This is a genomic window from Spiroplasma endosymbiont of Apeira syringaria, from assembly GCF_964020205.1.
Taxonomy (GTDB): Bacteria; Bacillota_I; Bacilli_A; order Mycoplasmatales; family VBWQ01; genus Spiroplasma_E; species Spiroplasma_E ixodetis_A.
This window is the reverse complement of sequence record NZ_OZ026543.1, coordinates 1,380,635-1,395,912: the sequence shown is the minus strand read 5'-3', so window position 1 is coordinate 1,395,912 and position 15,278 is coordinate 1,380,635. Positions and strand designations below refer to the sequence as shown.

The window sequence follows — 15,278 nt, the reverse complement described above, 5'->3', positions numbered from 1 at the left end:
TTATTGACATTAAATAAATAAAAATGTCTTTAAATTTTTAAAGACATTTTTATTAAACTCATTTATTAAACAATATTATCAATTTACAAAGATAAATCTTTTTTAATAAGAAAATAATTTCCTAATGGAAATAAACCAAGAGGTACTATTAACATTATTGGATATTGTCAAGCAAAATCTAATGCTCTAATAGAAAAAAGTGGTGCTTTTGCTACTTCTGTAACACCGGGAGCAGGTGTTATATTTGGAATATCACCAAACTTAAATGGAGAATTTAATAAAGAAGCAATTGTCATATATTTAAAATATTTAAGGTACTCAACTTCAGGAATAAAAGAGAATAATGTCATTGTTTGAAATAAAATAAATACCGTTGAAATACCTGTTGCTACTGAAAGAGAAATAACTGACTTATTAAAGTAACTAATAAAAGTTCAATTAATTGATGCTCAAAGTAAAGCCAATAATATTAACCCCAAATTATATAAAACAAGATATCCAAATTCTTGAAGTTTAAAATCTTGAAATCTAATTGGAAAAATAATTAATTGAAAAACAAAAGCCGAACCATATAATATTAATATTGAAGAAAGTAAAACAAAAAGTTTTGAATTTAAAATAGTTTTTCTAGACATTGGCATTGTTAATCATGAAGCTAAATAACCTTTATCAATTTATTTAGAAACTAAAATATGATTTAAAATTAAACTAAAAGAAAAAATTAATATTAACCCCGGAATACCAAAAAAAACAAAATTAAGATAAGTCATGCCACCTAATCCACCTAAACCTGATACTCCATGTTCTTCGCCAATGAATGTCATAGTTGGAGCAAGATAATCTTGTGTTAAAATGGGAACTATTAAAATACATAAAATTATAAAAAATAATATTAATGGAATTTTAACATTTTTAAATTGTGATTTAACAAATCTAAAATTAATCATTAAAATTTACCTCATCCTTATAAAATTTAATAAAATATTCTTCCAAACTAAATGGTAATTCTTTAAAATTATCAACTTTATAAAGTGATAATTCTTTTAAAAACTTATCAACATTAGTACTTAAAACATTCACTTTAATAACTTTTGTTATATTATTTTTGGCTTTTCTCCCTTTATGTACTATTTTAATTTTATCACATAAATGCTGAGAAAAGCCTATCTACGGACTTCTCCCCACATTTTTAAATCAAACATAGAATTACAGTTTCAAAACTAGGTATCTTGTTGAATTTATATGCAGCTTCTTTAGCATATAAATGAACATGATGTTTTGCAACTTTGATATGTGTTTTAAATGTTCTTCTTATATGTTTTCAAACTGATTCAATTTGGTTGGTATTTACACCAATTTTTGAAACATAGCCATCTTGATGGTTAACTGTTTCATGCTTAGTGAAAACTGATTTAAAATCGCAATATCCTTTTCAAGAATCAGTATATACAAGACATTTTGAAGAAATGTGGTTTTTTGCAAACTGCAAAAGATTTTTACTCTTTGCGTTTTTCAATACTTTCACAATTAAATTATTGGTTGTTTTTTGATAAATGCCAACAATCAAGGTTTTATTCACCAAGGATCTTCCTTGTTTTTTAAAACCGATATGTGAAAGATACATTTCATCAATTTGCACTGTACCTTCAACAATAAATTGAGGTTTTTGTTTTGCAATACGTGTTCTGATTTTATGAGTCATTCTTCAAGCAGTTTTCAAAGTCACTCCCAATTCTTTTGCAATATCTGTTGATGGAATTCCATGTTTGGTGTTTATTCATCTAAAGATAAGATAAAACCAAGATGTTAAAGATGTTTGTGACCTTGAAAATATGGTGCCTGTGAGAATGCTAAATGTTTGATTACATTTTAAACATCTCATTCTTTTTAAATCAGAAGTATTCAAATTAAAATTAAAACACCTAATACATTTGTTTTCTTTCAAATTTGCTATATATGCAAGACATTGCTGTTCAGTTTGAAAAGCATTGTTGAATTCATTCAGTTTCATTATTACCTCCACAAGTACATGTGGGGAGAAGTCCGTTATTTTTTTCAATAATATCTCATTTTTTATTTAAGAAATCATTATAATCTTTCACTGTTGAAAATTTAATTTCATAATTTTTCTTAGCAGAATTTTGTATTTCCTTAATTGATATTTCAGAAATTATTTTCCCTTTTTTAATAATAGCAACTTTATCACATATATTTTCAATTTCGCCAAAAATATGGGAACTCATAAATATTGTTGCACCTTCATTTTTAGAATTTCTAATTAAAGTATTAAACCTTTCTTGCATTAAAGGATCTAAACCTGAAGTTGGTTCATCTAAAACTAAAACTTTTGGTTTATGCATAAAAGCTGAGATAATCGCTACTTTTTGTTTCATACCCTTAGACATTTTTTTAATTTTTCTTTTTGCATCAAGTTCAAAATAATTAATTAATTTTTCAACATATGCCCAAGAAATATTTTTTCTAATAGTAGCTACTGTCTTTAAATAAGAAATTCCTGACATATAATCAGGCAATGTTACTTCACCAGCTAAATAGCCAAGAGATTCCATAATTTTTGCCGATTCTTTTCAACAATCATAATCTAAAATCTTTGCAAAGCCAGTATCAGATTTAATAAAACCTATCATTTGTCTAATAACAGTAGTTTTTCCAGCACCATTAGGACCAATAAAACCATAAACTTCACCTTTGTTGATTGAAAGATTAATATCAAAACAACCAATATTTGGAGAATATTCTTTAGTTAAATTTTTTAATTGAATTATATTCATATTTCCTCCAAACTAAATTAATTCATGAAATTATTATAAACGAAAAAGGGGAAAATATAAATAATGATATGTTTCTCTTTTATAAGCGAATCTTTAATATACTTATTTTCAAGTTTTATAAAACATTATCATTTAATTAAATTAAATAATTAAACGTTTCCTAACTCACGAAAACGAAATGAAGTTTTATTTAATTTCTTTAACTCTCGTTTATTTAAAATATAAATAATTATTCCGGCAATTAAACCAACTAAAACACAAACGATAGCAATAATTAATAAAATTTGAATTCCCTGCAATGAATAATTTCGATGACCATCAACCACATAAGAATTATTTGGCAATTTTCCAATGGCTGAAGCAACATAATTAAATCAAGCATCTGGAGTAAAAGCAATTCAAGAAATTAATGATATTGTAGTAGCATAACTGTTCTTTTCCATTGGTAATTCTCCAACTTGAACAAATCTTAACGTCAATAATGGTCAACCTACACAGCCAATAAACATAAAAAGTAAACACATTATAACTTGAAATAAAACTTGAACTGCTTTTGATGACTGTAAAAATCAAGCATTACCTCAACCAGGGATAACTACATATAAAGAACATGCAATCATTCCAACTAATAATAAAAATATTAAACCCAAAACGTAAGACTTTCACTTATCAGCTCAACGACCAATTGGACTAGCAACTAAAAATCTTAAACCATATGACCGAATTCCACCAAGAATAGTTACTACACCAACAGTAACACCAACTTCTGTTAAAGAGTCCTTCATATAATATGCAAAAGTAGACTGGAACATGTACATCCCAAAAACAAAAATACCACAAAGTCAAACTCGCAAAAATTTCATTGGTTGAAATAGTGAAATTATTTTTTCTTTTCAAATAATTTCTGTTTCTTCACGTTTTTTATTAGGAATAAATATTCAAACTAATAATGCCATTATAAATACCATACCACAAATAAAATAAGCAAAAACTAAAAATGGTATTTTTGTAATAAAATCATTTTGACCATATTGATTTTGTAAATTTTTAGTTAAAATTGTTATTCCTGTTGCAATTCCAGCAATAAAAATTAAACCAAATAATCCCAAAAATGTGCCTTCAAGACCATAAGCAACACCTTGTTGTTCTTTTGTTACATTCTGTGATACTAATTTTCAAAGTGGTGCTCAAAAAAGTCCCGCAATCGAAATACCCCATATTGTATAAATAATATACAATTGAATCATTCGTATATTTTTATCCATATTAAGTTGAATTATTAACGTTCATCATAAACCACATAATCCAGTTATTATAAGTGATACTATCATTATTTTTTTTGCACTAAAACGATCAGTAAGTCAACCACCTGGAATTCTAGAAATAAGAGCAACAAAACCATAAATAGCAACAACAAAATCAAACTCATCTTGATTTAAATTAATATACTGATTAAAGTTGGGAATAATATATCGTAAATAAAGCACTCCACTAAAAACAAATAAATCAGATAAAGCTAAAATGCTAATAATCAAAATAGTTTTACTATCCAAGTCATGTGTAAAACTTTTTCAACATTTACTTAAAAATATCTTCATTATTTATTTTTCTGCTTTCATAATAATTTAGGATTATCACTAATATAGCCAGTTACTTGATTACCATATATTTCATTTATCTTCACGGCTTCTTCATCACTCTTAAATGTTCATATATTTAACGGTTTTTTTAATTTTTTTAACTTACTAATCATTTCAAAATCTAAAACTACGGAAATTGAAGGATGCAAATAATCAAAGTTTTTAATATACCTCTCACTAAAATCATTTTTATTTTCAAATAAATAACCTTTTTTCATAGGATATTTAATTCTTTTAACAATTTCGTTTAATAACTGGTGATTAAATGAAGAAACAATAATTTCGGCTTTACTTTTTTTTTCTAATTTTTTAATTTCTGAAAAAATAACCATTAATTGATTTGAAGTATATTTACGATTAATTTCTTCTTTAATTTCAACATTAATCATTTGATAATTTTTACTTAATTTTTCAATAAAATCATTAAATAATGGTGGAATTCATTCTTTATTATTTTTAAAAAATTCCAAATTAATAATTTCTTCATATAATAAACTACTAACCTCACTTTTATTATTGGCAATTCTTTCAAATGTATCATCATGAAAAATAATTACTTTATTATCTTTTGTTAATCGAATATCAAACTCTACTGCTTGGCAAATTTTCAAAGCATTTTGGAAATCAATGATTCGATTTTCACCTTCTGTAGAACGAAATCCACGATGTGCCACTAATAATGCCATAAAATAAACACCCCCAATATTCCTATACCTAATTATTTTACACTAGACTTGTTTTGTAATTAAAAAAGTACTTTGTGTTTCCCAAAAATTCAACTATAAAATTTTATTTTTTTAAGTTTAAGTAAAAATTAACAATTAAAATTAATATTTAATTAAGGAATAAGTCTAGTTGATAAATTATAATCATAAATATCATTATCTAAATTACTTGTAACTACAATACTATTATTTCATTCAACATTTTGTTTTTATTTTTTCATTAACTAACAATTGTTCAATAGTTTTATCTAATAAATTTAATTGTTCTAATTCTAAATTATTTGATATATCTTTTACAATTTCTTCACTATACACATCATCAAAAATTAAATTAGATGACAAATTTTCACTACTCATTACTGAACTTTGTTCTTCATTAACCATATATTCAAATTCTGCTTCCTCTAACAACTTATCTAATTCTGTTTCTTGTGTTTCTGAATAAAGTTGTAATTCTAAAACATCTCATGCAATATTTTTTATTTGTTCACTACACATATCATCACAATTAAAACTGTTTAAATCAAAATTTTGTTTTAAAGTAGAAACACGACCAGATTGCAATTCTTTTTGTTTTTGTTTTTTTTCTTTATGGCGTTGATATCATTTTTTATTATATTCTTTCATTTTTGCCTTTATCTCAGGCCTTTGAGTATACTCTCGTTTTTTTTCTTTATTTTGATGACATCATTTTTTATTATATTCTCGCTTTCTTGCCTTCACTTCAGATTTTTGAAAATATTCTTTAATTTTTTCTTTATTACGTTGATATCTTTTTTCCTCATGTTCTTTCCTCCTTGCTTTCACTTCAGGTCTTTGATCATATTCTCGTTTTTTTTCTTTCATTTCAGGTCTTTGCTCATATTTTTTTCTTCTTGCTTTGACTTTAGGTCTTTGAGTATACTCTCGTTTTTTTTCTTTATTAAGTTTATATAACATTTTTCTATATTCTTGTATTTTTTCTTTATTGCGTTGATATCTTTTTTTCTCACATTCTCGCTTTCTTTCCTTCACTTCAGACCTTTGATCATATTCCCTTCTTCTCGCCTTTACTTCTGGTCTTTGAGCATACTCTCGTTTTTTTTCTTTATTTTTTTGATATAATATTTGACTTTTTTTTAATTTCTGTTCTAGCATAACTTCTTCATCATTTTGAAATGAAGAAGTTACATTAATAACTACACTTCCATTATCCATATTTTTACCCTTCTAAATATAATTTTTGGATGGGTTACACTTTATTGGACACTAATTACATAGACAAGTGAACAAAGAAAGGAACTATAATTATGGCCAATATTAACTCATATACCGATGAATTTAAAAAACAAATAGTAGCTTTATATCAAAGTGGCAAATCAGTATCTTGCCTTGTTAAAGAATATAATGTTACAAGAGCAGCTACTTACAATTGAATTAAGCAATTTACTAATTCAGGTAGTTTTAAAACTAAAGATAATCGTTCTGTTGAAGAAAATGAATTAATTAAATTAAGAAAAGAATTAAAACAATTAAGAATGGAAAATGATATTTTAAAGCAAGCAGCACTAATAATAGGCAGAAAGTAGAGATTATTGCAAATAATAAATCTAAATATAAAATTCGCACAATGTGTCATTTTTTAAAACTCTCTAAATCAACATATTATTTTAATTTAAAGAAAAAAAATAAAATTCAAAATAATATTTATGAACAAGCTGTTATTAGTGCTTTTAAAAAAAATAAAGAAGTTTATGGTACTAGAAGATTAAAAGTCATTCTAGAAAACCAAGAAATTTATTTATCAAGACGAAAAATTAAAGAAATTATGAATAAACATAATTTAATATCAAAATACACTAAATTATCATTCAAAAATTATCATAATAAAGTCAATGATAGTCAAATAACCAATCTTGTTAATAGAAACTTTAATAATAGAGTTAAAAATGAAGTTATTGTTAGTGATTTAACTTATGTTCAAGTAAATGGTAAGTGAAACTATATTTGTTTATTAATTGACCTATTTAACCGCGAAATAATTGGACATAGTGTAGGTACTAAAAAAGATGCATCATTAGTATATCAAGCATTTATGCACTCAAATCGCTGTTTAAAAGATATTCAAATATTTCATAGTGATCGCGGTAATGAATTTAATAATAAAATTATTGATAAACTTTTACTAGCATTCAATATTAATCGCTCTTTAAGCAAAAAAGGTTGTCCTTATGATAACGCTGTTGCTGAAGCAACCTTTAAAACTTTCAAAACCGAATTTATTAATGATAAAAATTTTACATCATTAATCCAATTAAAATTCGAATTATTTGATTACATCAATTGATATAACAACATAAGAATTCACGGCACTTTAAACTACTTAACTCCAGTTAATTATCAAAAACAAATGTCTACCAAAAAATAGTCCTAAAAAGGGTTGCCATTCCACACTTTATTGGACACTAATTACGTAGACAAGTGAACAAAGAAAGGAACTATAATTATGGCCAATATTAACTCATATACCGATGAATTTAAAAAACAAATAGTAGCTTTATATCAAAGTGGCAAATCAGTATCTTGCCTTGCTAAAGAATATAATGTTACAAGAGCAGCTACTTACAATTGAATTAAGCAATTTACTAATTCAGGTAGTTTTAAAACTAAAGATAATCGTTCTGTTGAAGAAAATGAATTAATTAAATTAAGAAAAGAATTAAAACAATTAAGAATGGAAAATGATATTTTAAAGCAAGCAGCACTAATAATAGGCAGAAAATAGAAATTATTGTCAAAAATAAAGTTAAATATAAAATTCGCACAATGTGTCATTTTTTAAAAATCTCTAAATCAACATATTATTTTAATTTAAAGAAAAAAGAAAATAAAATCAAAAATAATATTTATGATGAAGCTGTTATTAGTGCTTTTAAAGAAAATAAAGAAGTTTATGGTACTAGAAGATTAAAAGTCATTCTAGAAAACCAAGAAATTTATTTATCAAGACGAAAAATTAAAGAAATTATGAATAAACATAATTTAATATCAAAATACACTAAATTATCATACAAAAATCATAATAACAAAGTTAACGATAGTCCAATAAACAATCTTGTTGATAGAAACTTTAATAATAGAGTTAAAAATGAAGTTATTGTTAGTGATTTAACTTATGTTCAAGTAAATGGTAAGTGAAACTATATTTGTTTATTAATTGACCTATTTAACCGCGAAATAATTGGACATAGTGTAGGTACTAAAAAAGATGCATCATTAGTATATCAAGCATTTATGCACTCAAATCGCTGTTTAAAAGATATTCAAATATTTCATAGTGATCGCGGTAATGAATTTAATAATAAAATTATTGATAAACTTTTACTAGCATTCAATATTAATCGCTCTTTAAGCAAAAAAGGTTGTCCTTATGATAACGCTGTTGCTGAAGCAACCTTTAAAACTTTCAAAACCGAATTTATTAATGATAAAAATTTTACATCATTAATCCAATTAAAATTAGAATTATTTGATTACATCAATTGATATAACAACATAAGAATTCACAGCACTTTAAACTACTTAACTCCAGTTAATTATCAAAAACAAATGTCTACCAAAAAATAGTCCTAAAAAAGGTTGCCATTCCAATTATGTTTTTCATTAAACTTAAATTTTCGATGTCCATCATCAATATTTATATATAACGTTTGATTTGGTTCTAATTGGATTTTAGGAATATTAGTTTTTGGTAATTGAAATTGGCTTTTCTCCCTTTATGTACTATTTTAATTTTATCACATAAATGCTGAGAAAAGCCTATCTACGGACTTCTCCCCACATTTTTAAATCAAACATAGAATTACAGTTTCAAAACTAGGTATCTTGTTGAATTTATATGCAGCTTCTTTAGCATATAAATGAACATGATGTTTTGCAACTTTGATATGTGTTTTAAATGTTCTTCTTATATGTTTTCAAACTGATTCAATTTGGTTGGTATTTACACCAATTTTTGAAACATAGCCATCTTGATGGTTAACTGTTTCATGCTTAGTGAAAACTGATTTAAAATCGCAATATCCTTTTCAAGAATCAGTATATACAAGACATTTTGAAGAAATGTGGTTTTTTGCAAACTGCAAAAGATTTTTACTCTTTGCGTTTTTCAATACTTTCACAATTAAATTATTGGTTGTTTTTTGATAAATGCCAACAATCAAGGTTTTATTCACCAAGGATCTTCCTTGTTTTTTAAAACCCATATGTGAAAGATACATTTCATCAATTTGCACTGTACCTTCAACAATAAATTGAGGTTTTTGTGCAATACGTGTTCTGATTTTATGAGTCATTCTTCAAGCAGTTTTCAAAGTCACTCCCAATTCTTTTGCAATATCTGTTGATGGAATTCCATGTTTGGTGTTTATTCATCTAAAGATAAGATAAAACCAAGATGTTAAAGATGTTTGTGACCTTGAAAATATGGTGCCTGTAAGAATGCTAAATGTTTGATTACATTTTAAACATCTCATTCTTTTTAAATCAGAAGTATTCAAATTAAAACTAAAACACCTAATACATTTTTTTTCTTTCAAATTTGCTATATATGCAAGACATTGCTGTTCAGTTTGAAAAGCATTGTTGAATTCATTCAGTTTCATTATTCCCTCCACAAGTACATGTGGGGAGAAGTCCGTACATTTTTTATAACCTGTTCATCATACATATCATCAAAAATTAAATTAGATGACAAATTTTCACTACTCATTACCGAACTTTGTTCTTCATTAACCATATATTCAAACTCTATTTTCTCTAACAACTTATCTAATTCTGTTTCTTGTGTTTCTGAATAAAGTTGTAATTCTAAAACATCTCATGCAATATTTTTTATTTGTTCACTACACATATCATAACAATTAAAACTGCTTAAATCAAAATTTTGTTTTGAACTAAAAACATAATCAGATTGTAATTCTCTTTGTTTTTCCTTTTCTTGCTTATTAAGCTGCTGTCTTATTTTCTTATATTCTTTCCTTCTTGCCTTCACTTCAGACCTTTGAGCATATTCTCTCACTTTTTCTTTCATTTCAGGTCTTTGCATATATTCTCTTCTTCTCGCCTTTACTTCTGGCCTTTGAGCATATTTTTTCTTTCTTACTTTTACTTCAGGTTTTTGATTATATTCTTTTATTTTTGCTTTTATTTCAGGTTTTTGATCATATTTTTGTTGTTTTTCTTTATTAGATTGTTTATTAACTATTTCATTAATTTGAAATGAATAAACTGTATTAATAACTATACTTCCATTATTCATGTTTTTCCCTTCTAAATATAATTAATTAAATTTAATTTAAACTTTTACCACATTTTTCTATCTATTAAAAATTATATTTATTTTTTTTGATAAATAAAACTGTATTATTGTGAATTTTTTTTCAAATTCTTAATAAAATAAAAAATTTTATAGTATAAAATAACCATAAAATTTTTTATTTTTTATTATATTTTTAATTAAGTCTTGGAAAATATTACTAAAAAAGTAAAATTTAATTTCAAAATTAATTCATCATTAAAATTATTAATAACTAATTTTATCGTTTAGATTTATTGAAAGCAATACCCAATGCTTTTGGTGTTTTACTTCATTTTGATGTAAACACTAAAACTAATAAAGATGTTACAAAAGGCAATATATTCCATATATCAGAATTACTTGATATTCATTGAGTAATATTTGGTAAAAACGTAATTCTGGCACCTGTTGTTTCAATAATAGCAAATAAGGCAGCACCAATTGTAATCAATGGTACCCTTCATTGTCCAAAAATTAAAATAGCTAAAGCAATAAAACCATTTCCACTAACTGTTCCACGAAAAGTTTGACTAGCATACATTGGAAAAATACCACCAGCAATTCCTGCTAAAAAACCAGATAATAATACAGCAACATATCGTTGTTTAATAACATTAATTCCCGCAGCATCAACTGCATTGGGATTTTCACCAGTCGCAACATGATGTAATCCTCATTTAGTATATTTCAAAATAATAGCAATACTGACTAAAACTATAATTGCTAAAAATAAATATAAATTAAAAAATTCATTATTACCAATTTTTGGTAATTGATAAATATTTGTTAATGAAATAAAACCATTATTCCCTGGTAACTGAACAACAAAAACTGCAATTGCTGCTGATAAAATATTAATTGCAACGCCAGAAATAATTTGATCAGATTTTAAAGTAACTGATGCAAAAGCATGGAAACAAGCAAATCCCATTCCCGCTAATCCACCTACTAATAAAGCAATAATTTGTGATCAATTACCTCAATTAACACCTATATTTTTTCCAAATGAAGAAAAAGCAAGAGCACCAATTGTCATCATTCCTTCAATACCAATATTAACAACACCAGCACGTTCTGAAATTAATCCAGATAATGCACCAAGTACTAAAACAACAAAAATTAAACTAGAATGTTCAAGAATTATTTTGAGTGCTTCCATTAACTTTTTCCTCCTGTTCTTTCGGTTTTTATTTTCATAATTGCTTGTTGTTCATTTTTAAATATATCAGTAAATTTATTAATAAAAGTTGTCTTTTCAATTTCCGCTTTTTTAGTAAATTGTTTGGTTAATATATTAATATTACTATTAATTGGGATAATTTGACTTTTTAATTGCTGTTTGTTAATTTTATAATTTTTAATTAACTCTTTAACATTATTTTTATAATTAGTTTGAAGTTGATGTTTTGCTAAAATTAATTGTTTTTTTATTTTTTTATCATCAGTTTTAACTTTTTGATTTTTTAATGACTTTAATTCATCACTTAATTCTTGTTTCAATTTATTAATTTCTCGATAAAGATTTAATTTTAAGTCTTTTACTCTTGACTTATCTAATATTGCTTTTTGTTTTTTTAATAATGTTATTTCTCGAATTAAATCTTGCTTATAGTTATAAACATTATTTTCATATTTCATTTTTTCATTAATATACATATTTAAACTTTCACCATAAATCGTTTTTATTTCTTGTTGAAAATTATTTCAATTACCAATTTTACCTTTTTTTCAAATTGCATTATATTGTTTATATATATAATGATTTAAAGCTTTATTTTCTTGGAAAAATTGTGCTCAATTAACACCAACTTTATCATTTTTATTATTAATAACTGCTTGTAACTGTAAGTTGATATCACTATTAACTTTATTAATTTCTTGCGAAAGATTTTGTTTTAAATTTTTAACTTTTGACTCATAATCTGATAATGATTTATTATATTCTATCTTTAAGTGATTAATTTTATTATTTTTTTCTTTAATTAAATCTGATTTTAACTTATTATATTGTCTCTTTATTTTAAAATTTTCAATAAAATGATAGTACATCTTGGCAATAAAACTATTTGTAACTTTTCGTTTTTCTCCATCAAAGGCTATATTTAAATAACGAATTAAAAATTTAATTGGCTGTAAACGAGATAATAAAACTGAACAGGCAGCTGAATAAATAATAACACCAAAAATAATATCACCAGTTGCTGTTGGTAATGTTAATACTGAACCAATTGAACCACCGCTCTTAATTAAACCTCAAAGAAAAGCAGAACCCACAACACCTATTGGATTAATTTGACCAACTAAAGCAACAGCTATACTATCAAAACCAATAGTCGGCAAATCATCAGTTAAAAAACTAATTGAAGGATTTTTGGCAATGTAATAAATAACAGCCATTACTCCTGCTAATGCTCCTGAAATAACAAATGATGTTATGCAATAATGTTTATGATTAATACCACTATAAACCGCAGCAAATGGATTTAAACCTACTGTTCGAATTTTATAACCTAAAGTTGTTTTTTTCAATAAGAATCAAACTGTTATTATTAAAATAATAGAAATTAATAATGGTAGTATACAATTATAACCATTAATACTCATACTCATACTATCATGAATAGTTGCTGATGTTCCGTGATCAGCATCATATAAATCTTTATTGATTTTAAATAGTCATTTTACTAAATATCAAATTGTTCAATTTAATAAAATAGAAGTAACAACCTCATGAACATTAAAAAAAACTTTTAATAACACTGTTACCAACGCCACCAATATTGCTGCTAATACTCCAGCAAAAAACGCGCTAATTATAGCTAATGGTTGTGATAAGTCATAACGAACACCAATTGCGATAACAACAGCTCCTGCTGCTAACATTTGACCAGCAACTCCAATATTAAACATTCCTAAGCGGAAAGAAATAACTAGTGCTAATCCTGCTACAATATAAATTGCTCATCAAACTAAAGTATTATCTCAATTATTAGCTGGCCAACTTGTAAAAGCATATGTTAATAACAACTGAAAATAAGTAAAAGCATTTTGACCTGAACCAATTATAACAAAACAAGCAATAATTAATCCAAAAATAATGGCAAAAATTGAACCCTTAAATTTAGTAAAATTACTATTCATTTCTTTTGAACCAAGATATAAACGACTTCGTCGTTTTAAAAATCATGTTTTTTGTTTAAACATTATCTTCATTTCCTTCCATTAACATTTTTTGTCCTGCCATCATTAATCCTAACTGTTCACGAGTAACATTTTTAGCACTAACATTACCAGTAATTTTACCAGCATGTAAAACAACAATTCGATCTGCTAATGACATAACTTCTGATAATTCATAAGAAATTAATAATACTGCATTACCTTCATTTTTTTTATCAAGAATACGACTATGAATATATTCAATAGCACCAATATCCAAGCCACGTGTTGGCTGAGCAACAACTAAAATTTTATGTTTTCTTGTTAATTCTCTACCAACAACCGCTTTTTGTTGATTACCACCCGACAAACCTCTAACTAAAGCAAAACCACTTTTACTACCACGAACATCATAATTATTAATAATATTTTGTGCATAAGATTGAATAGCTTTACTGCGAATCAAACCATGCTTAGAAAAAGGATATTCGCTAATATTTTGTAAAACCATATTATCAATAACATTATAATCTAAAACAAGTCCATATTTATGACGATCTTCAGGAATATGACTTAAACCATTTTTATATAAACTTTGAATTGAACTGTGTTTCATATTCTTATTACCAAAAAAAATATCACCTTTTTCTGGCTTAATTAAACCAGTAATTGTTGAAATTAATTCGGTTTGACCATTACCTTCAATACCAGCAATAGCCACAATTTCTCGTGACTTAACTTCTAAACTAAAATCAGAAAGACCCATTATTGATTTCTTATTACCAATTTTATGAACAAATAAATTATCAATTTTTAATAATACTGGCCCTAATACAACATTACCTTGATTTCTAATATCAACTAAATCTCTACCAACCATCAAAGTAGCAATTTCTTCTTTAGTTTTACTCTTAGATTCAAAAGTTTCAATAACTTTACCTAAACGAATTACTGTAACATTATCAGCAACTTGTTTAACCTCTTCTAATTTATGACTAATAAAAATAATAGTTTTACCATCACGTCTAAGTTCTTCAATAATTGTTAATAAACTAGTAATTTCTTGTGGTGTTAAAACCGCGGTTGGTTCATCAAGCACAATAATACTAGCACCACGATAAAGAACTTTTAAAATTTCAACACGTTGTTGCATACCAACACTAGCATTCTCAATTTTTAAATTAAGTTTAATGTCTAATTTATATTTTTTTGAAATTTCTAAAATTTTAGACTTAGCTTTTTTATAATTAATTCACTGTCATTTATGAACTGGTTCACTACCTAAAATAATATTTTGTAAAATAGTGAAGTTATCAACTAATTTAAAATGTTGATGTACCATTCCAATACCTAATTCACCTGCTATAATTGGTCCTGATATTACTACTTCTTTACCATTAATTTTAATAATACCTTTTGTTGGTTGATATAGTCCAAATAAGATTGACATTAGTGTCGATTTACCTGCACCATTCTCACCAACCAAAGCATGAATTTCTCCTTTTTTAATTTTAATAGAAATATTATTGTTAGCAATAATAGTATCTAAAAAAACTTTAGTAATACCTTCCATTTCAACAGCATATTGTAAGTTCTGTTTTTCAATATTTACTTGCATTTTATC

The 15,278-nt window shown here is 25.5% G+C and carries 14 protein-coding genes; 2 read left to right on the top strand and 12 right to left on the bottom strand.

Going from position 1 to position 15,278, the window contains the following annotated elements; all coding sequences use genetic code 4:
* Positions 1-83: 83 nt before the first annotated feature.
* The 7 genes from AACL02_RS08520 to AACL02_RS08490 all read right to left on the bottom strand — a co-directional run bounded on the left by AACL02_RS08520 (position 84) and on the right by AACL02_RS08490 (position 6,354).
* A complete protein-coding gene (locus AACL02_RS08520; RefSeq protein WP_339040852.1) occupies positions 84-635 on the bottom strand; it encodes a hypothetical protein in 552 nt (183 codons plus the stop codon).
* A 39-nt stretch (positions 636-674) separates the two neighbouring features.
* On the bottom strand, positions 675-947 hold the full coding sequence (locus AACL02_RS08515) for a hypothetical protein (RefSeq protein ID WP_339040850.1): 273 nt from the start codon (positions 945-947) through the stop codon (positions 675-677).
* A gap of 242 nt (positions 948-1,189) precedes the next feature.
* Entirely contained in the window at positions 1,190-2,011 is an 822-nt protein-coding gene (locus AACL02_RS08510; RefSeq protein WP_339040848.1) for an IS1595 family transposase, read from the bottom strand.
* Complete coding sequence (locus AACL02_RS08505) at positions 1,923-2,792, bottom strand: ABC transporter ATP-binding protein (RefSeq protein WP_339040846.1); 870 nt, start codon at positions 2,790-2,792, stop codon at positions 1,923-1,925. The genes AACL02_RS08510 and AACL02_RS08505 overlap by 89 nt, the downstream gene beginning before the upstream one ends.
* Positions 2,793-2,941: 149 nt before the next feature.
* Complete coding sequence (locus AACL02_RS08500) at positions 2,942-4,345, bottom strand: MFS transporter (protein ID WP_339040844.1); 1,404 nt, start codon at positions 4,343-4,345, stop codon at positions 2,942-2,944.
* 44 nt (positions 4,346-4,389) lie between these two features.
* Entirely contained in the window at positions 4,390-5,118 is a 729-nt protein-coding gene (locus AACL02_RS08495; protein ID WP_281748966.1) for a glycerophosphodiester phosphodiesterase family protein, read from the bottom strand.
* Between the two features lie 225 nt (positions 5,119-5,343).
* The gene (locus tag AACL02_RS08490; protein WP_339040841.1) at positions 5,344-6,354 is read right to left on the bottom strand and encodes a hypothetical protein; all 1,011 of its coding nucleotides are present in this window, start codon (positions 6,352-6,354) and stop codon (positions 5,344-5,346) included.
* A 92-nt stretch (positions 6,355-6,446) separates the two neighbouring features.
* Here AACL02_RS08490 and AACL02_RS08485 point away from each other — a divergent pair.
* A protein-coding gene (locus AACL02_RS08485) for an IS3 family transposase (protein WP_422397807.1) occupies positions 6,447-7,564 on the top strand; the annotation gives its coding sequence in 2 pieces (ribosomal slippage) (positions 6,447-6,717 and positions 6,717-7,564; 1,119 coding nt in all).
* Between the two features lie 78 nt (positions 7,565-7,642).
* Positions 7,643-8,763, top strand: a protein-coding gene (locus tag AACL02_RS08480; protein WP_339040217.1) for an IS3 family transposase whose coding sequence is annotated in 2 segments (ribosomal slippage) — positions 7,643-7,886 and positions 7,886-8,763 — 1,122 coding nt in all. Because the reading frame shifts where the segments join, the coding sequence is not laid out codon by codon here.
* Positions 8,764-8,981: 218 nt separating this feature from the next.
* Here AACL02_RS08480 and AACL02_RS08475 read toward each other — a convergent pair.
* The 5 genes from AACL02_RS08475 to AACL02_RS08455 all read right to left on the bottom strand — a co-directional run bounded on the left by AACL02_RS08475 (position 8,982) and on the right by AACL02_RS08455 (position 15,272).
* Positions 8,982-9,800 (bottom strand): IS1595 family transposase, encoded by an 819-nt coding sequence (locus AACL02_RS08475; RefSeq protein WP_339040839.1) that lies wholly within the window; start codon positions 9,798-9,800, stop codon positions 8,982-8,984.
* A complete protein-coding gene (locus AACL02_RS08470) occupies positions 9,800-10,456 on the bottom strand; it encodes a hypothetical protein (protein ID WP_339040837.1) in 657 nt (218 codons plus the stop codon). The genes AACL02_RS08475 and AACL02_RS08470 overlap by 1 nt, the downstream gene beginning before the upstream one ends.
* A gap of 277 nt (positions 10,457-10,733) precedes the next feature.
* The gene (locus tag AACL02_RS08465; protein WP_339040835.1) at positions 10,734-11,654 is read right to left on the bottom strand and encodes an ABC transporter permease; all 921 of its coding nucleotides are present in this window, start codon (positions 11,652-11,654) and stop codon (positions 10,734-10,736) included.
* On the bottom strand, positions 11,654-13,699 hold the full coding sequence (locus tag AACL02_RS08460; protein WP_339040833.1) for an ABC transporter permease: 2,046 nt from the start codon (positions 13,697-13,699) through the stop codon (positions 11,654-11,656). Before AACL02_RS08460 ends, AACL02_RS08465 begins: the two co-directional genes overlap by 1 nt.
* Positions 13,692-15,272 carry an ABC transporter ATP-binding protein gene (locus tag AACL02_RS08455; RefSeq protein WP_339040831.1) on the bottom strand — a complete coding sequence of 527 codons (1,581 nt, stop codon included), beginning with the start codon at positions 15,270-15,272 and terminating at the stop codon, positions 13,692-13,694. The genes AACL02_RS08460 and AACL02_RS08455 overlap by 8 nt, the downstream gene beginning before the upstream one ends.
* Positions 15,273-15,278 lie beyond the last annotated feature (6 nt).